Genomic DNA, 26614 nt, shown 5'->3' with positions numbered 1-26614 from the left:
GGAAGGAAAAGCCCCATGTCACCACGCGCGAACGAGCAAACGGTCGACGTCTCCGGCCGGCGGTTGAAAATCAGCAACCTGGACAAGGTCCTGTATCCCGAGACCGGCACGACCAAGGCCGACGTCCTGCGCTACCTGGCAGGAGTGGCCCACGTGCTCATCCCGCAGGCCGCCTGGCGCCCGGCAACGCGCAAGCGCTGGGTCAACGGCGTGGGCACCGCCGAGAAACCGGGCCAGGTGTTCTTCCGCAAGGACCTCGAGGACTCCGCGCCGCAGTGGGTGCCGCGCGTGGAGCTCAAGCACAAGGACCACTCCAACACCTACCCCCTGGCGAACGAGCCGGCCGTGCTGGCCTGGTTCGGCCAGCTCGCGGCGTTGGAGCTGCACGTCCCGCAATGGCGGTTCACCCCGCAGGGGGAACAGGCCAACCCGGACCGCCTGGTGCTCGACCTGGACCCGGGCGACGGGGCGGGTTTGCCCGAGTGTGCCGAGACCGCCCGGCTGTGCCGCGAGCTGCTGGCCGACATGGACCTGGAGAGCGTCCCGGTGACCTCGGGGTCCAAGGGCATCCACCTCTACGCACCACTGGACGGCAGCTACACTTCCGCCCAGGTGTCCGAGGTCGCCCATGAGCTGGCCCGTGCCCTCGAGGCCGACCATCCGCAGCTGGTGGTCTCGGACATGAAGAAGACCCTCCGCGCCGGCAAGGTCCTCGTCGACTGGAGCCAGAACAACGGAGCCAAGAACACCATCTGCCCCTATTCACTGCGCGGCCGGTCCCAGCCCCTGGTGGCCGCCCCCCGCACCTGGGAGGAGATCGAGGACCCCAAGTTGCGGCAGCTGGACTTCGAGGAGGTGCTCGAACGGGTGGCCGAGGGCATCGACCCGCTGGCCGAACAGGGGTGGTCCGGCAGCACGTCGCCGGACCGGCTCGAGAAGTACCGCTCCATGCGCGATGCGACGAAGACCCCCGAACCCGTCCCCGAGGAGCCGGCGTCGGAACGCGATGGCGCTCCGGCCTTCGTCATCCAGGAACACCACGCCTCGAGCCTGCACTGGGACTTCCGGCTGGAGCACTCCGGCGTGTTGGTCTCCTGGGCCGTCCCCAAGGGGCCGCCGCTGGATGCCGGGGAGAACCGGCTGGCCGTCATGACCGAGGACCACCCGCTGGACTACGGCTCCTTCGAGGGGACCATCCCGAAGGGCCAATACGGCGCGGGCCAGGTCACGCTCTGGGACACCGGAACCTGCGAACTGGAAAAATGGCGGGAAGGCAAGGAGGTCATCGCCGTGCTGCACGGCCGCCCCGACGGCGGCCTGGGCGGTGTGCCGCGCCGTTACGCCCTCATCAACGCACCGGGCATGGGGGCCGAGAAGAACTGGCTCATCCACCTCATGAAGGACCAGCCGGATGCCGACGGCGACGCCGCAGCGACCCGGGTGGCGAAAAAGCCTGCAGGACGCCCGAAGGAGGGTTCGAACGCCCGCACGGCATCGGAAATGCCGACGCGGTCTCCGGCCAAGCACCCCGAACCGGAAGGGCTGCCCGCACCCATGCTGGCGACGCGGGGGGCGGCCGCCGACCTCGTCGCCGACGACGACTGGGCCTACGAGATGAAGTGGGACGGGGTCCGGGCCATCGCCGGCGTCTCCGACGGGGCCGTGTCGCTGGTCAGCCGCAACGGCAACGACATGACGGCCACCTACCCCGAGCTGGCGGAACTGGCCGGCCTGGCCGGCGACGGTGCCGTGCTCGACGGCGAGATCGTCGCCCTGGACGCCTCCGGGCGTCCCGACTTCGGGCAATTGCAACAGCGGATGCAGCTGAGCAAGAAGCGGGAGATCGAGGCCATGGCCGACCAGATCCCCGTCCACTACATGGTCTTCGACGCCCTCCGCCTGCCGGCCGACGACGATGCCGGCGAGGTCCGCCAGCTCATGCGCTCGCCGTACACCGAACGCCGGTCGGCGATGTTCGACGCGGTCACCGAAGGCGAACACATCCACCTCCCCATCGCCCACACCGGCACCCTGCAGGACGCCATCGACACCAGCCGCGAACTGCGTCTGGAAGGCGTCGTCGCCAAGAAGACCGACGGGCGCTACCTGCCCGGCAAACGCAGCCACGGCTGGATCAAGATCAAGCACGAGGCCCACCAGGAAGTCGTCGTCATCGGCTGGCGCGCCGGGGCCGGCTCGCGCCGGAACTCGATCGGCTCGTTGCTGCTGGCAGTGAACGACGACGGGGCCCTGCACTATGTGGGCCGTGTCGGCAGCGGGTTCTCCACCGCGGACCTGGAGGAGGCGAAGACCCGGCTCGGCCGGATCACCCGCAAGACCCCACCGGTCGACGACGTCCCGGCGGCGGATCGGCGCGACGCGACCTGGGTCTCGCCGAAGCTGGTCGGCGAGGTCAGGTTCAGCGAAATCACCGGTGACGGCCGGCTCCGCCACCCGGCGTGGCGCGGCTGGAGACCGGACAAGGAACCGGCCGACGTCCACTGGGAATGATGCTCCGGGCCGCGACGCGAAGCGTTGCCCGTGCCCGGCGTCTCACCTAGCGTGGGCGCAGGAAGCACAGCCGACCCAGACCGGAGGCCATCCCATGGAACAACAGGAACCGAACCCGCAGGACGCCGCGGCGCAGCTGCGGCTGGACAACCCGGTGACGCGGTACCCGAAGATCTCACCGCCGAAACAGGACCAGCCCGAACCCGGGCTCGACGCCCAGCTCGAGCCGAAGGCCGACCACGGCGAGGACACCTACGTGGGGACCGGTCGGCTGACGGGCCGCAAGGCGCTGGTCACCGGCGGTGATTCGGGCATTGGTGCAGCGGTGGCCATTGCGTTCGCCCGCGAGGGCGCCGACGTCGCCATTGCCTACCTGCCGGCCGAGGACGAGGATGCCCGCCACGTCATCTCCGTCATCGAGGCCGAGGGCCGCATCGGCGTCGGCCTGGCCGGTGACCTGCTCGACGACGGCTACCGCACCACGCTGGTCGACCAGGCTGCCGAGGCCCTGGGTGGGCTGGACATCCTGGTGAACAACGCCGGAAAGCAGATCGCCGTCGAAAAGCTCGAGGACCTGGACGACGACCAGGTCGCCCAGACCTTCCAGGTGAACATCCAGGCGATGTTCACCCTCTGCCGGGCGGCGCTGAAGCACTTCCCCGACGGGTCCACGATCATCAACACCACCTCGGTGCAGGCCTACGAGCCGTCGCCCCACCTGCTGGACTACGCCTCCACCAAGGCCGCCATCAACGCGTTCACCAAGGGCCTGGCCACCCAGTTGGCACCGCGGGGGATCCGCGTGAACGCCGTGGCGCCGGGCCCCATCTGGACACCCCTGCAGGTCTCCGACGGCCAGCCGAAGGATGCACTGCCGGAATTCGGGCACAACGTGCCGCTGGGCCGGGCCGGCCAACCGGTGGAACTGGCGCCCGCCTACGTGTTCCTCGCCTCGGCGGAGTCGAGCTACGTCCTCGGGGAGACGCTGAACGTCAACGGCGGCAAATCCACCCCCTGAACGGCCCGGGCACCGGGGTCCACCAGGCGCCGGACCCCGGGTGCCGCCCGGCGGCGGGTCAGAGTGTCCAGCCGGTGATTTCCGGTGCGTCCTCGCCGTACATCCGCGTGTGGCCGCGGGCATCAACCAGCGCCTGCTCGTAGCGTTGGCGCAGGCCCGGGTAGCGTTCGTCCATTCCGGGGACCCGGTCCAGCACGTCCAGTGCCAGGTGGAACCTGTCGATGCGGTTGAGCATCGCCATGTCGAACCCGGTCGTCGTCGTGCCCTCCTCGATGTAGCCGCGCACGTGGATGTTGTGGTGGTTGGCCCGGCGGTAGGTCAGCCGGTGGATCAGCCACGGATAGCCGTGGTAGGCGAAGACGACCGGACGATCGCGCGTGAAGTACGCGTCGAAGTCGGCGTCCGTCAGCCCGTGGGGGTGTTCGGTGTCATCCTGCAGGCGCATCAGGTCGATCACGTTGACCACCCGGATCCGAAGCCCGGGCGCGTCCCGGCGCAACAGGTCCGCGGCGGCGACGACCTCGGCGGTGGGCACGTCGCCGGCGCAGCCGAGCACGACGTCCGGGTCCCGGCCCTGGCTCCCGCCGTGGTGATCCCCGCCGTCGTTCTCCCCACCGTCGTTCTCCCCGCCGTCGTGCACCTCGGTGCCGGCGAAATCCCAGATGCCGATGCCCGCGGTACAGTGCTCGATGGCCTGCCCGAGGTCCAGCCATTGCAGGGCCGGCGCCTTGCCGGCGACGACGACGTTGACGTAATCGCGGGTGCGCACCACATGGTCCATGGTCACCAGCAGCGTGTTGGCGTCCACGGGCAGGTAGACGCGCACCACCTCGGCCTTCTTGTTCACCACGACGTCGATGAACCCCGGGTCCTGGTGGGAGAACCCGTTGTGGTCCTGCTGCCAGACATGGGAGGACAGCAGGTAGTTCAGGCTGGCCACCGGTTGGCGCCAGGGGAGCTTGCGGTGGGACTCGAGCCACTTGGCGTGCTGGTTGAACATCGAGTCCACGATGTGCACGAACGCCTCATAGCTGTTGAAGACCCCGTGCCGGCCCGAGAGCAGGTAGCCCTCCAGCCAGCCTTGGCAAAGGTGTTCGCTGAGCACCTCCATGACCCGTCCGGCCCGCGCCAGGTGCTCATCGCCGTCGTACAGCTCGGACTGCCAGACCTTGTCGGTGGCCTCGTAGACGGCCGAGAGCCGGTTGGAGGCGGTCTCGTCGGGTCCGAAGAGCCGGAAGGTGTGCGGGTTCGCCGCGATGACCTCGCGCATCCAGCCCCCGAGGATGGCCATCGCGCCGGTCCGTTCGGTTCCGGGGGAGGCGACGGCCACCGCATGGTCGGCGATGTCCGGCAGGGTCAGGTCCTGCAGCACGGTGCCGCCGTTGGCCGCCGGGGAGCTGCCCATCCGCAGCCCCGGCGCCGGGGTGAGCCGCACGGTGTCCGGCCGGGGTGCGCCGGCGTCGTCGAAGAGCTCCCCGGGCCGGTAGGAGGCGAGCCATTGCTGCAGTTTCGCCAGATGGGCCGGGTCATCGTGCACGTTGGCCAACGGCACCTGGTGGGCGCGCCAGGTGCCCTCGACCTGCAGGCCGTCCACGACGTCGGGGCCGGTCCAGCCCTTCGGTGAACGGAACACGATCATGGGCCAGGCCGGTTGGCCGGGGCCGGGGCCGGTCGACCCGTCGGCCGCGGCGCCCCGGGCCCGGTGCTGGATGGCCGCGATCTCCCGCAGCGACGCGTCCAGGGCCGCGGCGAAGCCGCGGTGGGCGCCGGCATGGTCGGCGGGATCGGCGACCGTGACGAAACGGGGGGCATAACCCAGCCCCTCGAAGTACTTGCGCAGCCGGTCCTCGGGCATCCGGGCCAGGACGGTGGGGTTGGCGATCTTGTAGCCGTTCAGGTGCAGGATCGGCAACACGGCGCCGTCGTGCACCGGGTCCAGGAACGCCACGGACTGCCAGGCCCCGTTCAGCGGACCGGTTTCGGCCTCGCCGTCGCCGATGACGCAGGCGCTGATGAGGTCCGGGTTGTCGAACACGGTCCCGAACGCGTGGGACAGGGAGTAGCCGAGTTCGCCGCCCTCGTTGATGGACCCGGGCGTTTCCGGTGCCGCGTGGCTGGGGATGCCCCCGGGGTAGGAGAACTGGTGGAAGAGCTTGCGCATCCCGTCCTCGTCCCGGGTGATCTCCGGGTAGATCCCGGTGTAGGTGCCCTCCAGGTAGGTGTTCGCGACGTTGGCCGGACCGCCGTGGCCGGGGCCGGTGACGAAGAGCATCTGCTGGCCACCGGCGATGATGGCCCGGTTGAGGTGGGCGTAGATGAAGTTCAGGCCGGGGGTGGTGCCCCAATGGCCCAGCAGGCGGGTCTTGATGTCCGCCGGTTCCAGGGCACGGCGCAGCAACGGGTTGTCACGCAGGTAGATCTGCCCGGCGGAGAGGTAGTTGGCGGCACGCCACCAGGATTCGAGGTCCCGTACGCCGGCGTCGTCCACGGCGGGGCCTTCGCGGGTGGGGCGCTGTGCTGGTGTGGTGGGGTCCATGTCCGCACTCTACGACCCGGTGGCAGGGCCTGTCAGTGTCCCGCGTGGTCCGGGCGCGCGGCGGGCCGACGTGGTTCACTGGCAGCAGGGGACGACTGTGGGAAGGGGCCGGGATGGGAACCGAGCACGAGGCCGCCGAAGGCGGTGCCAACCTGTTGGAGCTGCGCATCCACGGGGTCCTGAACACCCCGCCGTACCAGATGCTCGGCACCACGCCGGATCGGGTGCGCATGGTCCGCGGGGACCAGCTGGCCGGTTTCTCCACCTACCGGCTGCCGCTTCCAGCCACCGCGCCGACCGACCGGAGGGTGGAGGCCTATGCCTGGGGTCGCCTGGCCCGGTTCACCGGGCTGCCGGCGCTGGGGAGGATCGGCGACGCACTGGTGAAGGTTCTCTGGTTCGCGCTGGCCCCTTATGGGTTGGCGAACACCGCCTACTGGTCCCGGTCGCAGATCGGCACCGGCACCGTGGCGGCCCCCGGCGGCACGACCCGCGGCCAACACCGGTGGATCGCCCACACCATCAGCACCGGCCGCGGTGCCGGGACCCTGCGGATGTACGGGCTGCTGCTGAGCCTGTTGTTCGTCACGACGGCGGCGACCGTCGCCCTGGACATGATCGCCCGGCAATGCTTCGGCACCGGGCCGGCGACCGGCCCCGCCGCCCTGCAGGCTACCTGTCCGGGCGCGCGGACCGTGCTGGCCCCGCTGGCCGGCTTCGGTCCCGGCGCCCGCGATGGCCTCTTGCTGGTCCTGCCGTTGCTGGCGCTCGCCGTGGTGGTGGTCCTGCCGATGCTGGGGCGCACCCGCTATCTCACCGGGCCGTCGCGGCCCGGCCGGGTACCCCTGGATGCGGATGCTGCCGTGGCCGAGGGGGCGCCCCTGCTGGCCCAGCGGGACCTCTGGCTGGTCGGTTCCGGGATGGGCCGGCTGCGGCGGATCCATTGCGGTGCGGCGCTGGCCTGGTTGGCCGCCATCCTGGCGTTCGACCACGCCGACGTCGCACGCGTCGCCGGCTCCGGGTGGCCGGCTCCCGCCTGGCTGGTCGCCACGATCCTGGCGGTGTTGTCCACCCTCGGTGGGGCCGTCTGGATCACCCGGCCACAGGCCCAGGTCGCGGGTGACCGGCCCCGGTACCACGTGGCCTACCTGGTGGGCTGCGCGGTGCTCCTTCTCGCGGTGGCCGTGCTGGGCGTGGTCGATCCGTCCGCCGCCCGCGGCGCCCGCTCCGGGGCGCTGGCCGCCACGGTGATCGTGCTCGCTCTGGCTCTCACCCTGGCCGCGGTGCTGATCCAGGCCGAACGGTTGGCCCGCTCCAGGGCCGTCCCCGAGGCCCCGGGTGAACCGCGAACCGGCCGGGACACGCTGGGGTGGAACGGGCGGGGGCCGTTCGTGATGGGGTCGCTGGCCGCCGGCTTCGCGCTGCTGCTCTCCTTCGCCGTCGTGCTGGGGGTCGGCTGGCTCCTCGGTGGGCCGAAGCCGCCGCGGGTCTACGTCCTGCAGGGCGCCGGTTTCCTGGTGCTGCTCGTGGTCGCAGTGTGCTGGTTGGCGCTGCGCCAGGCCGGGATCTACCTCCGCGGCCGCGGCGTGCGGGCCGGCGAGATCACCGCCATCCGCGAGCGCCTGGTGCACCAGGCCGGCCACTGGACGACGGGCCCGATGACCACCCATGCGGCCCAAGCCGTCCACCGGGCCCGTCGGCAGGCCGCGCTGATGCGTCGCATGGAGATCTACATCGGCTGGCTCGGCTGGGCCGTGTTCGTCGGCATCTGCGTTGGCTGGTGCGCCCTGGTGCTGGCCCCTGCCGACACCTCCGCCGACTCGGACGGGGTGTGGGCGGTGCTGCGGGGGCTGGGTGACGCCGGGCTGTGGGCCGGGATGATCGCCGTCGTGCTCCTCTTCCTGGCCTCGCGCCGTTCCGACGCCCGCCCGTTGGGGCTGTTGTGGGACCTGATGTGTTTCCTGCCCACGCAGGCCCACCCCTTCGGCCCCTCCTGCTATGCGGAGCGCGTGGTGCCCGAACTCGCCGACCGGATCGTGGACTGGTTCGCCGAGGGCGGGGCCACGGCGCCCGGCGGTGGTAGTGGGCGTCGGCTGGTGCTCTCAGCGCATTCGATGGGGATCGTGCTGGCCGTGGCTGCCGTGTTCCAGCTGGGCTCACGGGGTCTGGCGGAGGGGGACCGGCAACGGGTCGGGCTGCTGAGCTACGGGTGCCAGCTGCGCCGTTACTTCTCCCGGTTCTTCCCCGCCGTCTGCGGCCCGGACGTGCTCTCCGTGGTTCCGGCCGGTCCGCCGTCGCCGACCGCGCACGACCCCTGGCCGCCCACCTTGGCCGGTGAACTGGAGCAGGAACACGGTGGGGCCGGGCAACCAGGAGGCGCCGTCGTCGTGCTCCCCGGGTCCCTGGGCAGCGTCCTGGGGGAGCGGTGGCTGAACCTCTACCGACCCGCGGACCCGCTCGGGTTCCCGGTGCGCTACGCCGGGTCGGGCTCGGCGATGGACCGTGCCGCGGCGTCCTACCGCGAACAGGCCTACCAGTTCGTTCCGGCCACCCACGGCCACTACCTGGAATCGACGGCCTATGCCCGGGCCTTCATCGACCTGCGCGGACGGCTGGGACACTGAGGCGGCCCGGACGGCGGTGGAGGCGGTGCGCCGGGGTTAACGCAGTGGGAGGCGGTCGGATGATTCCGGCCGCCTCCCACTGCAGAAGAGGTCTCGGCATCGGAGCAATCTTGGGGGGAAAACAGCTCCGATGCCGATATGGCTACTTTAGGGTAACCACCGGTTGCCCGCGATGGGGAGTTCTCCCCATGCCCGGGGCTGGACAGGAACGCCGTCATGGTGTAGTAGCGAATATTTGCTGGAACTTTTTTTCAATCCATCCAATCCGGTGTCCCCTCGGTTCCGAATGACTTCATGACAGCCCACCCCGCAGGGGACGGGAAGCATGGCGGCAGTGGCCGCACCAGCAAGGAGAAAAGTCATGAAGACGATGAACCGCAAATACGCAGCATTGTTCGGCCTGCTCGCCATCGGCTCCCTGAGCCTGAGTGCCTGCGCAGGCGGCAGCGACGCCGGCTCCGGGGACTCCTCATCGAAGGCGATGGAGTCCTCGTCCGCAGCACCCATGTCTTCCGCACCGATGTCGGAGTCCTCCTCCGGATCCTCCTCGTCGATGTCCTCGGACATGGACCCGGCAGCCAACCTCGTGGGCCCCGGATGCGCCGCCTACGCCAAGGCCGTCCCGGAGGGCAAGGGCTCGGTGAAGGGCATGGCCCAGGATCCGGTGGCCGTCGCCGCGTCGAACAACCCGATGCTCAAGACCCTCACCAAGGCCGTCTCGGGCGAGCTGAACCCCAAGGTGGACCTGGTCGACACGCTCAATAGCGACGAGTTCACCGTCTTCGCCCCGGTCGACGACGCGTTCGCCGCCATCCCGAAGAAGGACCTCACCGCAGTGGTCGAGGATGCGGACATGCTCTCCAAGGTCCTGACCTACCACGTGGTCCCCGGCCAGATCGCCCCCGATGAGATCGCCGGCACCCACAAGACCGTCGAAGGCGACACCCTCAAGGTCACCGGCAGCGGCGACAACCTGAAGGTCAACGACGCCTCCGTCATCTGCGGCGGCGTGAAGACCGCCAACGCCACCGTCTACCTCATCGACTCGGTGCTGATGCCGCCGGCCAAGAAGTAGGGCTGGATCAACGATGGACATCGGGCTCCGGCGGTTCAGACCGCCGGAGCCCGCCGTCTTCCATCCGGCGGGCCACCGCTGCGCAGTACCTCACCACGGACCGCCGACACGGAAGGTCGCATCGTGTTTTCGACAGGACGCACAGCGTGCGAGACTTGCATCCATGAGAATTCCTTGGACCCGGACTGCGGGGGAACCCGCACCCACCGACCATGAGGAACTCATCCAACGAGTCGCCGCTGGTGACGAAACCGCTTTCGAGATGCTGTACGACGACGTCTCGGCGCGGGTCTTCGGACTTATCCGCCGGGTGCTGCGCGACGAGGCCCAATGCGAGGAAGTCCTCCAGGAGGTCTTCGTGGAGGTCTGGCAACAGGCAGCACGGTACGATGCCGATCGCGGACGGGCCGTCTCCTGGATCATGGTCATGGCACACCGCCGGGCCGTGGACAGGGTCCGGGCCAGCCAGAGCAGCCGGGAACGGGATCTGCGCCAGGGCGCCAAGGAATTCGAGGAAAGCTACGACGACGTCCAGGACACCGTCGAGTCCCACCTCGAGGGCGAACGGGTGCAGTTGGCGCTCAAGAACCTCTCGGACGCACAGCGCAAGGCCATCGAACTCGCCTACTACGGCGGCTACACCCACCAGGAGGTAGCAACCCTCCTGGAAATCCCCGTCGGGACGGTCAAGACCCGTATCCGCGATGGCATGATCAGACTCAGAGACCAGTTAGGAGTGGCGTGATGGACCGGCAACTGCACCTGCTCACTGGTGCCTACGCACTCAACGCCCTGGATTCGGCGGAGCGTGAGGAATTCGAGAACGCCGTCCTCGGCTCCGACGACGCGCAGCACGAGGTCCGCTCCCTGAGCGAGACCGCGGCCCTGCTGGCCGAGCACACCACCCCGGTGGCCCCGCCGGCACACGTGAAGGCCAACATCATGGCCGCCATCCGGCAGACCCCCCAGCTGCCGGCCAGCCAGTCCCCGGCCACTGCCACGGAAGCCGACGCTGCCGCCACATCGGGTCCACCCGCCGCCGAACCGGCCGCAGGTGTCCTCGACCTCGGCCGGGAGCGTGCACGCCGCGCCGATCGCGCCGGGCGCACCCCGCGGTCGACCAAGTACCTGGCCGCCGCCGCCGCGGCCTGCCTGCTGGCCGCCGGGGGATTGACCGGAGTCGTGGTCAACCAGAACCAACAGCAGGAACAGCTCAAGGACCAGCTCGCCGCCCTGGGGGCCCACCAGGACAAGATGCAGCAGCTCACCGCGGCGAGCGACATGAAATCGGCGACCCAGGAGATGGACGACGGCGCCCAGGTGACGATCGCCTACTCGGCATCGGCCGGCGTGGCCGCCCTGACGGCGCAGAACCTTCCCTCCCTGCCCTCGGACAAGGGATACGAGCTTTGGCTCATCGACGACCAGGGTGCCACACCCATGGGCATGATGGCCGACACGGGAACGACCCTGATCGAGGGCTCGATGGGCTCCGCCACGCATCTGGGCATCACCGTCGAACCCGCCCAGGGCTCGAAACAACCCACCACCACCCCCATCATGCTGCAGAAGTTGTAGGTCCTGCCCGACGTCCCCGGTGGGTGGACGTGACCTGCAGGAAAGCGGGATCCCATCCAATCCGCGGGGACCCCGGCTCCGAAGTACAGGTGTTACACGCCCCGGGGCACATCCGGGGCGGCGCACCTTAGGAGAAGGACCATGGCAACCACACATGCCACAACAACCCGCCGCACCCACGTCCAGCTGGCAGCCCTCGTGGTTGGCGCAGCCTTCCTGCTGGTCGGCGTGCTCGGCTTCGTTCCGGGCATCACCACCAACGTCGGCGAACTGACCTTCGCCGGACACCATTCCGGGGCCATGCTGCTGGGCCTGTTCCAGGTGTCGGTTTTGCACAACGTCGTGCACCTGCTGTTCGGCATCGCCGGGCTCATGTTCGCCCGCGGCCCCCTGTCGGCCAAGCGCTACCTGATCATCGGCGGCATCATCTACCTGGTGCTGTGGATCTACGGCCTGCTGGTCGGACACGGGACGCCGGCGAACTTCGTTCCCCTGAATGACGCCGACAACTGGCTCCACCTCGTCCTGGGCGCAGCGATGGTCGCCCTCGGCAGCATCCTGGGCCGCAAGAAGGCCTGACCCCAGCCCGCGCGTGAGGGCCGTCCCGTCGATGTCTCGCCGGGACGGCCCGAACGGGCGATCATAGACACAGGCCCACGCCGCTGCGCGGACAGGGCCACCGGAGACCGAGGAAGGTCAACCATGGACACGCACAGCACGCCACGCGAAAGCACGACCCGCCCGGGCCGAATCCGGCACCTGCTGCGGTGGTGGCGCTTCGCCCTCGCCGGGCTGGTGTCCGCGGCCCTGCTGTTCGGCGTTGCCGAACTCGTCTCGGCCTTCTTCTCCACGACCTCGTCGCCGCTGGTCGCGCTGGGCCAGACGTTCATCGACATCACCCCGCCGTGGCTCAAGGACTTCGCCATCGGCCTGTTCGGCACCAACGACAAGCTGGCGCTCTTCGTGTCCATGGGGATCGTCGCCGCCCTCGTCGCGGCGGGTACCGGCCTGTTGGCCCGGACGCGCACCGCAGCGGCGATCGGCGTCATCGTCGTCCTCGGCGTGGGCATGTCGGCCAGCGTCCTGTCGCGGCCGACCTCCGGCGTCCTCGACCTCATCCCGACGATTGTCGGCACCATCGCCGGAATCCTCGCCCTGCGCTACCTCACCGGCCTCGCCGCGGCCGCAACCGCCCAGACCGCCGCGACCAAATACACGGGCCGGGCCGCCACCGAGAGCCGGGCCACACCGGACCGGGCTCCGGCGTCGTCCTCCCGGCGGGGCTTCCTCCTCGGCTCGGCCATCGGCGCCGTGGGTGCCGCCGCGCTGTTGGCCGGAGGGCGGGCGCTGTCAGCCGTGCGCAACACCGCCGAAGCCACCCGCGAGGCCCTGAAGCTGCCGAGGCCGGTGAAGAATGCCATCACGCTGCCCAAGGGGGTCGCGTCCGACGTCAAGGGCATGCCGCCTTTCGTCACCCCCAACGCCCAGTTCTACCGGATCGATACCGCGCTGGCCGTTCCGCGGATCGATCCGGCGGGCTGGAGCCTGCGTGTGCACGGCATGGTGGAGGAGGAATTCACCATGGGCTTCGACGAGTTGCTGGGCATGGACCTCGTGGAAACGTGGCTGACGCTGACCTGCGTTTCCAACCCGGTCGGTGGGGATCTGGTCGGCAACGCCAAGTGGCTCGGCTACCCGCTGCGCAAGGTCCTCGAACGCGCCCGCCCCCAGTCCGGAGCCGACATGGTCCTGTCCACCAGCATCGACGGCTTCAGCGCCTCCACCCCGCTGGAAGTACTGACCGACGAGCGCAATGCCCTGCTCGCGGTCGGCATGAACGGCGAACCCCTCCCGCTCGCACACGGCTACCCGGTGCGCATGGTCGTCCCCGGCCTCTACGGATACGTCTCCGCCACCAAGTGGGTTGTCGACCTGGAGGTCACGCGGTTCGCCGACAAGACCGGCTACTGGACCACCCGGGGTTGGTCCGATCATGGCCCCATCAAGCTCTCATCCCGCATCGACGTTCCCCGAGCCTTCTCGACGGTCGCCCCGGGGACTGTCATGTTGGGTGGCACCGCCTGGGCGCAGACCACGGGCATCAAGGCCGTGCAGGTCAAGATCGACGACGGCGACTGGCAAACCGCAAACCTGGCGGCCGAGGCCACCGTCGACACGTGGCGCCAGTGGTCCTACGCCTGGAAGGATGCCACGTCCGGCACCCACTCGGCCACGGTCCGTGCCATCGACGCCGACGGCACCGTCCAGACCGCCGAACGCGCCAACCCGGCACCCAACGGCTCCAGCGGCCTGCAGCGCTTGCAGTTCACGGTCGGCTGATCCGCCGGGTCGGACTCCCGCAGCGGTCGTACACCAGACATTGACCTTCACCGGGCAGTGCCTAGGCTGGAGGGACCAACTGCCGAAAGGAGCACCAGATGGCTGACAGGATCAAGGACGAACACCTCTACGAGGACCTGCGCGACGAGGGCAATTCGAAGCAGAAGGCCGCGCGCATCGCCAACGCCGCAGCACGCGACGGCCGCGACGAGGTCGGCGAACGCGGCGGTGAGGCCCGCAGTTATGAGGATTGGACGGTCGACGAACTGAAATCCCGTACCAAGGAGATCGGCTTGTCCGGCTACTCCGACCAGAACAAGGACCAGTTGATCAAATCCCTCAGGAATTCCTGAAGCCCCCACAGCGAGAGCAGGGAGAGGCCATGCCACAAAATGAGAGTTCCCGCTGGCCGCGGGACATGGAGCCGGCAGGAATGAAGCTGGCCCTTGCCGGGGCCATCGTCGTCGTCGTTTTCGGCGTTTACCTTCTGATCCAGGCCCTGAACGGCGCCTCCATGGCCAGCCCTGTCTGGCTGGGCGTCATACTCGGCCTCGTGATGGTGGCCTACGGCATTTACCGGCGCCTGCGGGGCCCCGGTGCACTTGATTTCCCCGAGGAAGGTGGCACATATGTCCGACGTCGAAAAGGCTGAACCAGAAAATGCAGGGGCCCGCCGGGCCGACGAACCGGCGGCACCCCAGGACCCGTCGACACTCGGTGCCGACAACCCCGGCGGCGACGGGGCTGAGCACCGCAGTGTTGGGCCCCGCGGTGGCGGGGAACTCGTCGACGTCCCCGGCGGCGAGGACGAGACGATCCGCACCCTCGAGCACCGTGAGGTCCCCGACGGCAGCGGCAACGACGCGGAGGATCCCGACCGGCGTCCCGACGATGACGAGGACCGCTACGACGCCGGCTGACCAACCCCGGCCAACGGAAGCCCGCCGCACCATCGACGAGATGGTGCGGCGGGTTTTCCGCTGCGTCCCATCGGACGACACGCGCCACAGGGCCCACTTGTGGCGCAAAGCACATTCAGGGCATAGTCTCAGTTTCAGGGCCCGACCGGACCGGTAACGTACGGGCACCGCCGACATTGACGGGGAGGCTCTTGCTGATGCCAGAACATTCGAGGCGCGTCCGGCTGCGGCGCGGAGCACGCTGGGCGGGAGTGACGGCCGCCGCGTCGGCACTGCTGCTCTCCGGGTGCGGGCCGGCGGATTCGACGCCGGTGCTCACCTGGTACATCAACCCCGACGACGGCGGGCAGGCGGCCATCGCGAAGAAGTGCACGGCAGCGGCCGACGGCAAGTACCGCATCGAGACCACGTTGCTCCCCTCCGACGCAGCGGCCCAACGCGAGCAGCTCGCCCGGCGGCTGGCCGCCAGCGACACCTCGATGGACATCATGAGCCTGGATCCGCCGTTCATCCCGGAACTGGCCGAGCCCGGCTTCCTCGCCCCCGTTCCCGCGGACACCGCGAAGAAGACGACGCAGAACACCCTCGATGGCGCCCTGGCCGGCGCGAAGTGGAAGGGCAGCCTGGTCACCGTCCCGTTCTGGGCCAACACCCAGATCCTCTGGTACCGCAAGTCGGTGGCGAAGGCCGCCGGCCTCGACATGTCCAAACCCGTCACCTGGGATCAGCTCATCAAGGCGGCGAAGGACGAGAAGAAGTATCTGGGCGTGCAAGGTGCCCTGGCCGAATCGATGACGGTGTGGGTCAACGCGCTGGTTGAATCCGGTGGCGGCCACATCGTGGAGAACCCCGAGGCCTCGGCCAACGACATCCGCCTCGGACTCGAATCAGAGGCCGGGACCAAGGCCGCCGAGATCGTCTCGACGATCGGCAAGGAGGGCCTGGGCGGGCCCGGCCTGGCGACCCAGGCGGAGAACGAGTCGATGCTCCAGTTCCAGGGCGACAAGGGCTCGTTCATGGTCAACTGGCCGTTTGTCTGGCCCGCCACCAACGCCAGCGTCGAGGCGGGCAGCCTGGACAAGTCGCTGATCGAGGACATCGGCTGGGGCCTCTACCCGCAAACCGAGGCCGGCAAGGAATCCCGGCCGCCACTGGGCGGGATCAACCTCGGTGTCGGGGCGGCCAGCAAGCACGTCGACCTGGCCTACGACGCCATCGAATGCATCGTCACCCCGGAACACCAGGTGGAGTACTTCGTGACCAACGGCAACCCGCCCTCGGATTCCACCGCCTACGACGACCCGTCCATCAAGGAGAAGTTCCCAATGGCCGAGACGATCAGGCAATCGCTGCGCCAGTCGGCGCCCCGCCCGCAGACCCCGTACTACAACGAGGTCTCCACCGGGATCCAGCAGCACTGGGCGCCGCCATCCAGTGTCGACCCGGCCACGACGCCGAAGATGACCACCGACTTCATCATCGAGGTCCTGCGAGGGGAGAGGCTGCTATGAGGCGCATCAGCAACGTCGTGCCGGTCCGGACGGGGGAGGAGCGGCCATGAGCGCCCCCGTGGACACCCGCACCGGCAGGCGCCGGCAGACCGGCGTCTTCCTCTCCGAGAGGCGCCGCGCCGAACGCCGGCTGGGCTGGTGGCTGGCCGGGCCCGCCTTCGTCGTCATGCTGGCGGTCACCCTGTATCCGATCCTGCAGGCCCTTTGGGACTCGCTGTTCAGCTTCCGGCTCACCGCGCCGGGGGACAAGGCCTTCATCGGGCTGAAGAACTACGGGGTGATCCTCTCCGATTCGCTGTGGTGGCACGACCTCGGCGTCACCTCGCTGATCACGGTCATCACCGTGGTGGTCGAGCTCGTCCTGGGCTTCGCGTTGGCGCTGGTGATGCACAAGGCGCTTAAATCCCTGCGCGGGTTCGTGCGCACCGCGATCCTGGTGCCCTACGGCATCATCACCGTGGTCTCCGCGTTCGCCTGGTTCTACGCCTTCGACATCAACTCCGGGTTCGTCAACAACTGGTTCGACTGGGTGCCGGGGATCGGCCCGGACCTGAACTGGTTCGCCGACACCTGGACCTCGCTGTTCGTGATCATGGCCTCGGAGATCTGGAAGACCACCCCGTTCATCTCGTTGCTGCTGCTCGCCGGCCTGGCCCAGGTCCCGGACGAGCTGACGGAGGCCGCCGAGGTCGACGGGGCAACCTGGTGGCAGCGCATGCAGCGGGTGATCCTGCCGAACATGAAGGCCGCGATCATGGTTGCCGTGCTCTTCCGTGCGCTGGACGCATTCCGCATCTTCGACAACGTGTTCATCATGACCAATGGCGCGTACGGCACCGAGGTGCTCTCGCTGCTGGCCTACCGCACCTCGATCGGCCGGCTGGAGATCGGGCTCGGCTCGGCCGTGTCGGTGCTGCTGTTCATCTGCGTGCTGCTGATCTGTTTCGTGGCGATCAAGCTGTTCAAGGTCGACCTCGCCGGCTCCCAGGGAGGCAAGTGATGAAAAGGACCACCCCCAAGACGAGGCTCATCTGGATCCTCATCACCATTGTCGTCGCGGTCTACGCGCTGTTCCCGGTCTTCTCGATCCTGGCCACCTCGTTCAAGGAGCCCAGCGACCTGTCCAACGGCAAGTTGCTGCCGACCACCTGGTCGGGGGTCAACTACGAACAGATCCTCGTCGGCGACGCCCAGGGACTGTTCCTGACGTCGCTGCGCAACTCCATCGGGATCACGCTCATCGCCACGGCCATCGCCGTCGTGTTGGCCACGCTGTGCGCGTACGCGATCGCCCGGCTGGATTTCCCGGGCAAGAAGCTGGTGCTGACCACCGCGTTGGCCGTCTCGATCTTCCCGGTCATCTCCATCGTCACCCCGCTGTTCAACGTATGGCGCACCATCGGGCTCTACGACACCTGGCTCGGGTTGATCATCCCGTACCTGTCGCTGACGCTGCCGATCTCCATCTGGACGCTGGCGGCCTTCTTCCGGCAAATCCCCTGGGAGCTCGAGCAGGCAGCCCAGGTCGACGGGGCCACCGCCTGGCAGGCGTTCCGCAAGGCCATCGTCCCGCTGGCCGCACCCGGGGTGTTCACCACGGCGATCATCGCGTTCTTCATCGCCTGGAACGATTTCGTCTACGGCATCTCGCTGACCTCGACCGAGGCGGCCCGGCCGGTGCCGGCCGCCCTGGCGTTCTTCACCGGCGCCTCCCAGTTCGAATCACCCACCGGCGCGATCTCCGCTGCCGCAATCATCGTCACCATCCCGGTGGTGCTCCTGGTGCTGGGCTTCCAACGCCAGATCGTCTCCGGGCTGACCCAGGGCGCCGTCAAGGGCTAAGGCCCTGACCCGAGAAAGCAGAGGACATCCCATGGCATCGATTTCGCTGAAGAACCTGGTCAAGAAGTACGACGACGGGTTCCCGGCCGTGAACGACGTCTCCATCGACATCGCCGACGGTGAGTTCGTGATTCTCGTCGGGCCCTCGGGCTGCGGCAAGTCAACGCTGCTGCGCATGATCGTCGGACTCGAGGACATCACCAGCGGGGACCTGTACATCGACGAGACGCGGGTCAACGACAAGGCCCCGCGCGACCGGAACCTGGCCATGGTCTTCCAGAACTATGCGCTCTACCCGCACCTGACCGTGTTCGAGAACATCGCCTTCCCGCTGCGCCTGGCCAAGGGCAAGTTCAGCGAGGACGACGTCCAGGAACGGGTGCGCACCGCTGCGAAGACGCTGGAGTTGACGGACCACCTGGACCGCAAGCCCGGCAACCTCTCCGGTGGCCAGCGCCAACGCGTGGCGATGGGCCGGGCCATCGTGCGCCAGGCCGACGCCTTCCTCTTCGACGAGCCGCTGTCCAACCTGGATGCGAAGCTGCGCGGGCAGATGCGCGCCGAGATCTCGCAGATGCAGCGCCGGCTGGGCACCACCAGCGTGTACGTCACCCACGACCAGACCGAGGCCATGACCCTCGGCGACCGGGTCGCGGTGCTCAAGAAGGGTGAGCTGCAGCAGATCGCCTCGCCACGCGAACTCTACGAACAGCCCATCAACCTCTTCGTCGCCGGGTTCATCGGCAGCCCATCGATGAACTTCCTGCCCGCCACCGCCGAGGGCAACACGCTCAAGACCCCGATCGGCGACATCGCCGTCCCCGACGCGCTGGCCGCCCGGGCCGCCGGCAAGGACGTGGTGCTGCTGGGGATCCGTCCCGAGTACTTCGAGGACGCGACACTGGTCGAGGAGTCCAAGTTGGCCCACGGCACGGTGATCACCGCCGAACCCAGCCACACCGAATGGCTGGGCAACGAGCAATACGGCTACATCCACTTCGAGCCCTCGCCCGAGGTCAAGGACCTGCTCGACGGGCTCGCCCGGGATCTCGATGCCGACGAGCTGCGCCCCCAGGTCGTGGTCACCCTCGATGCCGCCAGCCGGATCCGCGGCGGTCGGCCCGCCGAGCTGTGGCTGGACACCCGCCGGCTGCACGTCTTCGACCCCGCGACGGGGGAGAACCTCACCCGCGATGCCGCGGCTGGGGCCGCCCTGACCGATGAAGCGAACCAGGAACGTGCCGAGGAGATCGAACGGGCCGGACGCGAGGCGGCCGAGGCCGGCTGACGGCCCGGTGCCTTGTCCTTGGCCAACCGGAAACCAGTTCCTGCCCGCGTCGGCGCGCCGTCGGCCCCGCCCACGCCGGGATCCGCCGCGGCGTTCTCGGCCAGGATGAGGGACCTCCAGGCAGGCAGAGTGTGCACCTGCGGCCACCCTGGCGTTCCGCGCTCGCGCGCAGACCGTCCCGGGGGGAAACGGGGCCGGGGTTGCAGAATGTGGGTTTCCCGCGCAACGACGCAGGCGCTTCCCTCGTCTGTACGTCATATGTACTGTGGCCAGTGAAGGCAGAGCTCCCAACCCGCTTAGGAGGAAACTGTGGACGAGAAAATGAAGCTCGCAGCAATATTGGCCGGTGGCTATCTGCTAGGCCGGTCGAAGAAGATGAAGTTGGCACTGATCGTGGCGGGGGCGCTGGCAGGACGCAAGCTCACAGGCAGTAAGTCAGAAATTCTTGCGGAGGCGACGAAGATGATCGAGTCGTCGCCCGAAGCCTCGAAGCTCGTCGAGCAGGTGACGGGCAAATTGATGGACGCGGCCAAGGGTGCTGCGGTGGCGGGGGCAACGCGCGGTCTGGACTCGCTGAATTCGAATCTGCAGGCCCGCACGGCAAAGCTCAACGAATTGAGCGGCGGCGATAAGTCGTCGGAGGATTCGGAAGAAGACGAGGACCAGCCCGAAGAGGCATCGTCGGAAGAGCCGGAGTCGGAGGACCAGGCGCCCGAAGAGGACGACGAGGAATCCGAGGCCCCCGCAGAGTCCGAGGACGAGGATTCCGAGGCTCCGGCAGAGTCCGAGGAGGACGACGAGGAAGCGGACGAGGATTCCGGCGAGGAGGGCAGGCCCGCAAAACCGGCTGCCAAGACCGCAGCCCGGAAGACGCAGTCCACTGCCAAGGCGGCTTCGTCTAAGGCGGGGTCCGGTGCCAAGCAGGCAACCAGCCGGACCAAGGCGGCCTCGTCGAAGGCCGGATCTGGTGCCAAGCAGGCAACCAGCCGGACCAAGGCAGCATCGTCGAAGGCCGAGTCCGGTGCCAAGCAGGCAACAGGCAAGGCCAAGCAAACATCCGCTCGGGCCAAGAGCGCGAGCAGCGGCTCGAAGCCGGCGGCGTCCCGTCCCCGCAAGTCTTCATCGAAGTGAGGTGTAACTAAGTGGCTGACACGACCAGTTCGGAATCGAAGGAAAGCTCTCCGATGGGAGAGATCATGGGCAAGGCGAAGGACTACGGAAAGTCCGTCCTGAACCACGGCATGAGTCTCGCATCGAACAAGGTGCAGGACCTGACGGGCAAATTGACCGACTTCGCCGGCGGCGAGGGCGGACCCGGCGGGAAGGCAGTGAAAGAGGGTGCCACGGCCGCGGCGGAGGGCAAGAATCCCGCCAAGGCCGCAGCTGGAGGTGCCCTATCCGGCGTGAAGGACAAGGTCAAGGACGCCTTCACCGGCGGTGGCGGAAGCGGAAGCAGCAACCAGAAGCTGGTCAACATCGTCGAATGGATCGATGTCGGCGTCCCGGTCTCGGTGGCCTACAACCAGTGGACCGAGTTCGAGCAGTGGTCGGACTTCATGAAGAAGGTCGAAAGCGTCGAACACGAAGAGGACGAGGGGTCCGTTACCTTCAAGGGCCAGGTTTTCCTTTCGCATCGCACCTGGGACGCCACCATCAAGGAAATGGTCGCCGATGAACGCATCGTCTGGAAGTCAACCGGAGACAAGGGACATCTGGACGGCGCCGTCACCTTCCACGAGGTAGCCGACCGGCTGACCCGCATCTGCATCGTCGTCGAGTACTACCCGCAGGGTTTCTTCGAGAAGACGGCGCAGATCTGGCGGGCCGTCGGACGCCGTGTACGGGTGGAGATGAAGCGCTATGTACGCCATGTCATGACCACGACCATGCTCGACCCCGACAGCGTCGAGGGTTGGCGCGGAGAGATCCGGGACGAGGAAATCGTGCGCACGCATGAGGAGGTCGTCGAACAGGAGCAGCAGGAAGCCGAGGGCGACGAGGGCGACGAGGAGTACCCGGAGGACGATGAAGCAGAAGCGGATTCGGCCGATGACGAGGACACGGCCTATGAGGACGAGCCGGAGTCCGAGGAGGACGCTGACGAAGCCGATGAGCAGGAGCCTGAAGCCGAAGAAGAAGTGGCCGAGGAAGAGCCTGCTGCCAGCGATGACGAGGAGGAATACGACGAGGACGTAGCCCCCGACGACGAGCCTGTCGCGCAGGACGAGGAGGAAGAGTACGAGGAGGCTGGCGACGCCGAAGAGGCGGAGGAGCCTGCCGAGGACGAAGAGTACGAGGAGGCCCCCGAAGCCGAGGAAGCTGAGGAGCCTGCCGAGGACGAAGAGTACGAGGAGGCCCCCGAAGCCGAGGAAGCTGAGGAGCCTGCCGAAGACGAACAGTCCGAAGAAGCCGAACCTGAAGAATCCGTAAGGAAGTAGGTAAGGGACCATGACATCCATGACCCAATCGCGTAGTGGCGGCAGCGGCGGCGGATATCTCGAACGCCCCCGGTCCAGTTCACTGGCCGACGTCGTCGAGATCATCCTCGACAAGGGCCTGGTGATCGACGCGTATGTTCGCGTTTCACTCGTCGGCATCGAGGTCTTGACCATCGACGCTCGTATCGTGATCGCCAGTGTCGATACGTATTTGCGTTTCGCCGAGGCCACCAACCGGCTGGACCTGACCCAGCAGGGAGGCAAGGACCTTCCCGAGCTGATGGAGTCCATGACCGAAGGTGGGGCAAAGGGCAAGACCAGCGGAGCCTTGTCAGGAGTCAAGGACGCGCTGACGCCCGACAACGACAAGAAACAGGACTCAGACGACGACGAGGGCAGCAAGGAGCGTCGACCGCGGCGCAAGCCCGCGGCTCGATCCTCTGAATGAGCCCAGTGGAAGGAGCGCCTTGAGCGGCCTGTACGTGTATGGAGTGGTGCCAAGCGCCACCGAACTGCCGGAAGGACTGGCCGGTATCGAAGGCGTGCGAGTCGAAAGACTGGGTGACGGCGCACACTCCGCCGTGGTCTCCGAGATCGAAGACGTAGACGGTCTCGGCACCCCGGACGACCTGCTGGCCCACAGCAACGTCCTGGACACGATCGCGGCTTCCGGCGCTGTGCTTCCCATGACGTTCGCCACGGTGGTGGCCGATGTGGCCACCATCGTGGAGGACGTCCTGCCCTCCATGTACGAGGACTACGAGGCCGGATTACGCCGGGTCGACGGCGCCGTTCAGTACGCCATCCGGGCCCGCTATGTCCAGGAAGCACTGCTGGCCGAATTCATTGCGGCCAATCCGGACATCGCGGCCTTGCGGGAAGCCACCGCCGAGCAAACCGAGGATGCATCGCATTATGAGCGGATTCGGCTGGGCGAACGGGTGGTCCAGGAGTTCGAACGGGCAGCAGCAGTCGATGCGCCGGAGATTTTCGACGTGCTGAGGCCCGTGGTGCGTGAAATAGCCACCCGGGAAGCCGGCCAGGCCGATGACCTCCTCGAGGTCGCCGTCCTCGTGGAGCGCGAAGACCAGGTGAACCTCGAAAGCGCGCTCGAGACGTTGGCGACCGCCGCGCAGGGGCGCATCAACTTTCGGTTACTCGGTCCCCAAGCCCCCTACGACTTCGTCGGGGAGGTCTGAGCCATGGGACTGATTTCCGGAATCCTGGGGCTTCCGCTGGCTCCGGTGCGGGGTACGACGTGGGTCGCCGAGCGGGTATTGGAGGAGGCGGAACGCCGTTACTACGATCCCGCGGCGATCCGCCGCCAGCTGGAGGACGTCGCCGAGGCCAAGTCGGCCGGCACGATCGATCCCGAGACGGCGTCGGCGCTTGAAGAGGAACTTGTGAGAAGGTTCATTGAATCCAGCAGACGCTGACAGCGGGAGGTAAGAGCATGGCCACCGAGGACCCAGACAACACGGAGAACACCCGCCCGCAGGGGAGTAGTGACTCGGGCGGGGGGCAGGGCAAGGAATCGCGGCCGGCGGCAAAGCGGCCTGCCGCGGCGAAGAAAACCACCCAAAGCCGGGCCGGCCAGGACTCCTCAGGCAACTCGCCCGTACGGCGTAAGCGCCCAGTGGAGTCTGCTGAGAAGTCGTCCGGTGACGGTCAGAAGCCCACCCGGGCCCCGAGCGGCGGACCGTCCAAGTCCAGCCCGCGGATGAGCACGGCGAAGGCTGCCCGCTCGGCAATGGACCAACTCAGGGACCTGACGGACCGGGACCCGGAAGGAATCGTCGGAATCCACAGGGAGGACGAGGGCTGGACCGTCACGGTCGAGGTCGTGGAGACTCGCCGGGTCCCCAACACTTCCGATGTCCTGGCGGAGTACGAGGTCACGATCGATGCGGAAGCCGAGCTGGTGTCATATGCGCGTGGTGCCCGGTACGTTCGCGGACGAGCGCGCGAGGGATAGTCTCGGTTCATGTCAGATCGTAGTTTGAAAGAATGTTCCCCGATGGAGACGAGGTGGGAGGCGCCATGACACTCAGCAACTCAGGCGATGGCAGCACACCTGTCCGCGCCGCCAACAGGCCCCCTTCCGGGACGGCCATGGAACCGCAGAAGAGCAGGGAAGGAACCCTGTCCCATGTGATCGAGACGCTGTTGGACAAGGGCCTGGTCATCAATGCAGACATCATGGTCTCCGTCGCGGGCGTCGAATTGCTGGGGATTCGCATTCGTGCGGCGTTGGCCTCCTTCGAGACTGCTGCGCGCTACGGCTTGGAATTCCCGGCGGGAACCGACCGGGAGACGGTCGCCTGGCAGACGGCGATCGAGGAGAAGGACACCTGTCCCGAATGCGGTAAACGCGCCCCGCTCGACAAGCTCTTGAACGAGTTCTGCCCGTGGTGTGGGTGGGAGAGCGCCCTGGCACTGGAGACCGCGGCCAATGCCTCGCGGTCGGGCAAGGCCGCTACTGCGGGCAAGGGCTCCGTTTCCCCGACGCAGCAGAGTTCCCGGAAACGGGCCGATCAGTAGATGACTGCTGGGCTAACGGGCGCGGGCCAGCCCGGCCAGGTCGACAACCTGCCCCGGGCGGTGGCGATGGAGCCGACCAGGGATCCCGGCGCAACCTTGCACGACCTGGTCGACGTCCTGCTGGACAAGGGTGTCTATCTGGACCTTGACCTGATCATCACGGTGGCGGACATCCCCTTGATTGGCATCAACCTGCGGGCAACGTTCGCGGGAATGGAAACGATGTTGGCCTACGGCATGATGAGGGGTTGGGACGAACGCAGCCGGGAATGGGCCCGCAAATCCGTCGACCGCCAGGTACCGCTCGGAGAGCACGAGGAGCTCATCGCCAAAATGTCTGGAGGCCACTATCTGCCGGGGGCGTATGACGGCTCCGGTACATGGAGGCCCTGTTCGCTGTGTCTGACCAGTGAACGGGTCATCGCCTTCCGGCGCGACCCCCACGAAGTGTTGTGGCAAACGGCTCTCGACGACGTGACCGGAATCGAACTCACCTCGGAAGCCAGCGTCGGCGGAGACGAGCGGACACGACTCCGGATTGCCACGACGCGATATGGCGAAACGCTTTTGTCTGCGGCGGATCCAGCGAGGCTCCGGGACATGGTGATGCAGGCGCGCAGCAGGCAAGCCGTGACCGGGCCACGCCGCGGCAACGAACCGGGCGCCGGTGCGGACGAGACCAACGGGCGCCAGCCCGTGCCGGACACGCTGTTGTTCGAGGACCAGGTCTGGTACGAGGAGCCGCGCTCCGGTAGCCCGATATGGCGCGGGGGAACCGGGCAATTCGACGAGGTCGCCGGGTTCACCTGGAAGGGGGCGCTGGATCAGCGTCCCGCCATCCGGTTGCGCGTCGGCGACGTCGATGCCGCCACGGTGGTGTCAGGGCGTTCGCCGGTCGGGAAAAACGCTGTCCTGGTGGTGGAAACGGCGCTTGGCACCTATCGGCTCGCTGGACATGGACTAGACCAATGGACCTCCCTGCTCCAGAGGCTGAAGAAGTGAAATACGGAACCGCGAGCACACGAGACGTGGAGGTCGGCGATGACGCTGCGAGTCAATGAGGAGAGCCTCAAGCACGGTGTTCTGACATTGGTGGTCACCCTGGTGGAGGTCATCCAGGAGGCGTTGGAGACCCAGGCCCTGCGGCGGATCGAGGGCGGGGACCTGACCGAGGAGGAACAGAACCGGTTGGGAGAGGCCCTGTTGGAGCTGGACGAGGCCATGGACCAGATCAAATCGGACCATGGGATCACCGACTCGGTGGATGACCTGCACCGGGGTCTGGACGACGTCGTCGATGAACTGGTGGATAAGTTCGTCAACCCGGAGCGGTGGGCCGAACCATCCAAGGAGGAGGGGCGGTGAGCGACCCGGTGACACAAGGTGTCGTTGCTTCGGGGTCCGAGCCCCTTCCGCCGACGGGCAGGGGCCCAGGGGAGGGCCTGTATGTTTACGCCATCGTGCCCGGTCCTGTTCCGATGAACCAGCTGGGCTCCGGTATTGGCGGCGCCCGGGTCGACACGGTTTCGGCCACCGACGGTTCCGTCGCCGTGGTGCACGAACACTCGGCGCCTCCCTTCGAGGGAGCCGATGCCGACGTCGAACGCTGGATCCTGGAACACGGACAGGTTGTGGAGCGCGTCTGGGAGGCGGCCGGGACCGTGCTTCCGATGAGCTTCAACGTCATCGTTGCGCCGGGCCAGCAGGAGTCGGCACGTGAACGGCTGGCCGCATGGCTGGATTCCTCCTCCACCGCCCTCGGGCAACGGCTCGCTGCCTTGCGCGACCGGGTGGAACTGCGCATCGAAATCAGCCTCGAGCAAAAAATCGCCGCGGAGGGAAACGCCGAGGTCGCAGATCTGCGGCAGAGCCTGGTCGGCCGGCCCGCCGGAGTCACGCGTCTCTTGCAAAAGCGCGTTGAGACGATGGAACGCGCGGCCGCGGAGGAGCTGGCGGACGCACTCTATCCGGGTTACCGCCGACGCCTCGCCGCCCATTGTGAAGAGCTGGTCGAGAATCGACGAGCCCGCCCGGCCCCGGGCGTCACTCCCGTACTGACGGTCTCGGTCCTCGTGTCCAAGGCTGGTGTACAAGATGTCGGCCTCGAGCTGACCGCCATCCGCGAGGAGCAACCGGCCGCCCAGATCCGCTTCCTCGGTCCGTGGCCGCCCTATTCGTTCGCCGAGGTGCCGCAGCTGGACGAGGTGTAGCGCACGCTCCAGGGGACCACCGGGAGTGGGGGATGCAGGCTGGCCCCCCGCGTTCGAGATCGAGGCATGGAGAAGGTCTGACCCCGACGATGCCCCACGAACTCGGTCCCTTGTTTCCGGTGGGAGGGATCGGGCCGAGGAGATCGAGCGGGCCGAACGCGAGGCCGCCGACGCAGGCTGAG

The 26614-nt window shown here is 67.8% G+C and carries 26 protein-coding genes; 25 read left to right on the top strand and 1 reads right to left on the bottom strand.

Annotation, left to right across the window (positions count from 1 at the left end):
* The first annotated feature begins 15 nt into the window (after positions 1–15).
* Both AC1MEQ_RS04495 and AC1MEQ_RS04490 read left to right on the top strand, forming a co-directional pair.
* Positions 16–2511, top strand: coding sequence for an ATP-dependent DNA ligase (locus AC1MEQ_RS04495; protein ID WP_479794330.1), 2496 nt, complete (start codon positions 16–18; stop codon positions 2509–2511).
* 94 nt (positions 2512–2605) lie between these two features.
* Positions 2606–3529 carry an SDR family oxidoreductase gene (locus tag AC1MEQ_RS04490; protein WP_479794328.1) on the top strand — a complete coding sequence of 308 codons (924 nt, stop codon included), beginning with the start codon at positions 2606–2608 and terminating at the stop codon, positions 3527–3529.
* 58 nt (positions 3530–3587) lie between these two features.
* Here the strand turns inward: AC1MEQ_RS04490 and AC1MEQ_RS04485 are convergent, their stop codons facing one another.
* Positions 3588–6065: a phosphoketolase family protein gene (locus AC1MEQ_RS04485; RefSeq protein ID WP_479794326.1), complete on the bottom strand. Its 2478-nt coding sequence runs from the start codon at positions 6063–6065 to the stop codon at positions 3588–3590.
* A gap of 113 nt (positions 6066–6178) precedes the next feature.
* Between AC1MEQ_RS04485 and AC1MEQ_RS04480 the strand changes: the two genes are divergently transcribed.
* From AC1MEQ_RS04480 to AC1MEQ_RS04370, 23 genes are all read left to right on the top strand, one after another.
* Positions 6179–8689, top strand: coding sequence for a hypothetical protein (locus tag AC1MEQ_RS04480; RefSeq protein WP_479794324.1), 2511 nt, complete (start codon positions 6179–6181; stop codon positions 8687–8689).
* Between the two features lie 361 nt (positions 8690–9050).
* Positions 9051–9764, top strand: a complete 714-nt coding sequence (locus AC1MEQ_RS04475; protein ID WP_479794323.1) for a fasciclin domain-containing protein — start codon at positions 9051–9053, stop codon at positions 9762–9764.
* A 163-nt stretch (positions 9765–9927) separates the two neighbouring features.
* On the top strand, positions 9928–10509 hold the full coding sequence (sigK, locus tag AC1MEQ_RS04470) for an ECF RNA polymerase sigma factor SigK (protein WP_479794321.1): 582 nt from the start codon (positions 9928–9930) through the stop codon (positions 10507–10509).
* Positions 10509–11342 carry an anti-sigma factor gene (locus AC1MEQ_RS04465; protein WP_479794319.1) on the top strand — a complete coding sequence of 278 codons (834 nt, stop codon included), beginning with the start codon at positions 10509–10511 and terminating at the stop codon, positions 11340–11342. Before sigK ends, AC1MEQ_RS04465 begins: the two co-directional genes overlap by 1 nt.
* 141 nt (positions 11343–11483) lie before the next feature.
* Complete coding sequence (locus AC1MEQ_RS04460) at positions 11484–11921, top strand: DUF4383 domain-containing protein (protein ID WP_479794317.1); 438 nt, start codon at positions 11484–11486, stop codon at positions 11919–11921.
* 123 nt (positions 11922–12044) lie between these two features.
* Positions 12045–13682: a molybdopterin-dependent oxidoreductase gene (locus AC1MEQ_RS04455; protein ID WP_479794315.1), complete on the top strand. Its 1638-nt coding sequence runs from the start codon at positions 12045–12047 to the stop codon at positions 13680–13682.
* Between the two features lie 98 nt (positions 13683–13780).
* The gene (locus AC1MEQ_RS04450; RefSeq protein ID WP_479794313.1) at positions 13781–14035 is read left to right on the top strand and encodes a DUF7218 family protein; all 255 of its coding nucleotides are present in this window, start codon (positions 13781–13783) and stop codon (positions 14033–14035) included.
* Positions 14036–14064: 29 nt separating this feature from the next.
* Positions 14065–14334, top strand: a complete 270-nt coding sequence (locus AC1MEQ_RS04445) for a hypothetical protein (protein ID WP_479794311.1) — start codon at positions 14065–14067, stop codon at positions 14332–14334.
* A complete protein-coding gene (locus AC1MEQ_RS04440; protein ID WP_479794309.1) occupies positions 14312–14602 on the top strand; it encodes a hypothetical protein in 291 nt (96 codons plus the stop codon). Before AC1MEQ_RS04445 ends, AC1MEQ_RS04440 begins: the two co-directional genes overlap by 23 nt.
* A gap of 197 nt (positions 14603–14799) precedes the next feature.
* A complete protein-coding gene (locus AC1MEQ_RS04435) occupies positions 14800–16113 on the top strand; it encodes an extracellular solute-binding protein (RefSeq protein WP_479794307.1) in 1314 nt (437 codons plus the stop codon).
* Positions 16114–16159: 46 nt separating this feature from the next.
* Positions 16160–17113 (top strand): carbohydrate ABC transporter permease, encoded by a 954-nt coding sequence (locus AC1MEQ_RS04430; RefSeq protein ID WP_479794305.1) that lies wholly within the window; start codon positions 16160–16162, stop codon positions 17111–17113.
* Positions 17113–17955, top strand: a complete 843-nt coding sequence (locus AC1MEQ_RS04425) for a carbohydrate ABC transporter permease (protein ID WP_479794303.1) — start codon at positions 17113–17115, stop codon at positions 17953–17955. Before AC1MEQ_RS04430 ends, AC1MEQ_RS04425 begins: the two co-directional genes overlap by 1 nt.
* 31 nt (positions 17956–17986) lie before the next feature.
* On the top strand, positions 17987–19243 hold the full coding sequence (locus tag AC1MEQ_RS04420) for an ABC transporter ATP-binding protein (RefSeq protein ID WP_479794301.1): 1257 nt from the start codon (positions 17987–17989) through the stop codon (positions 19241–19243).
* A 309-nt stretch (positions 19244–19552) separates the two neighbouring features.
* Positions 19553–20374 carry a hypothetical protein gene (locus tag AC1MEQ_RS04415; protein WP_479794299.1) on the top strand — a complete coding sequence of 274 codons (822 nt, stop codon included), beginning with the start codon at positions 19553–19555 and terminating at the stop codon, positions 20372–20374.
* A 53-nt stretch (positions 20375–20427) separates the two neighbouring features.
* On the top strand, positions 20428–21681 hold the full coding sequence (locus AC1MEQ_RS04410) for an SRPBCC family protein (RefSeq protein WP_479794297.1): 1254 nt from the start codon (positions 20428–20430) through the stop codon (positions 21679–21681).
* A 10-nt stretch (positions 21682–21691) separates the two neighbouring features.
* Positions 21692–22129 carry a gas vesicle protein GvpJ gene (gvpJ, locus tag AC1MEQ_RS04405; protein ID WP_479794295.1) on the top strand — a complete coding sequence of 146 codons (438 nt, stop codon included), beginning with the start codon at positions 21692–21694 and terminating at the stop codon, positions 22127–22129.
* A gap of 19 nt (positions 22130–22148) precedes the next feature.
* Entirely contained in the window at positions 22149–22880 is a 732-nt protein-coding gene (locus tag AC1MEQ_RS04400) for a GvpL/GvpF family gas vesicle protein (RefSeq protein WP_479794293.1), read from the top strand.
* Positions 22881–22883: 3 nt separating this feature from the next.
* Entirely contained in the window at positions 22884–23117 is a 234-nt protein-coding gene (locus tag AC1MEQ_RS04395) for a gas vesicle protein GvpG (RefSeq protein WP_479794291.1), read from the top strand.
* Between the two features lie 284 nt (positions 23118–23401).
* On the top strand, positions 23402–23656 hold the full coding sequence (gene gvpO / locus AC1MEQ_RS04390; RefSeq protein ID WP_479794289.1) for a gas vesicle protein GvpO: 255 nt from the start codon (positions 23402–23404) through the stop codon (positions 23654–23656).
* A gap of 65 nt (positions 23657–23721) precedes the next feature.
* Entirely contained in the window at positions 23722–24222 is a 501-nt protein-coding gene (locus AC1MEQ_RS04385) for a gas vesicle protein (RefSeq protein WP_479794287.1), read from the top strand.
* Positions 24223–25224 carry a gas vesicle protein gene (locus AC1MEQ_RS04380; protein WP_479794285.1) on the top strand — a complete coding sequence of 334 codons (1002 nt, stop codon included), beginning with the start codon at positions 24223–24225 and terminating at the stop codon, positions 25222–25224.
* A 39-nt stretch (positions 25225–25263) separates the two neighbouring features.
* A complete protein-coding gene (locus tag AC1MEQ_RS04375; protein WP_479794283.1) occupies positions 25264–25587 on the top strand; it encodes a gas vesicle protein K in 324 nt (107 codons plus the stop codon).
* A gap of 113 nt (positions 25588–25700) precedes the next feature.
* Positions 25701–26432, top strand: a complete 732-nt coding sequence (locus AC1MEQ_RS04370) for a GvpL/GvpF family gas vesicle protein (protein WP_479794281.1) — start codon at positions 25701–25703, stop codon at positions 26430–26432.
* Positions 26433–26614: the final 182 nt, after the last annotated feature.

Source organism: Arthrobacter sp. ASL1, assembly GCF_056680475.1.
Note: the sequence above shows the minus strand (reverse complement) of the source record. Positions and strands in the feature narration are given on the sequence as shown.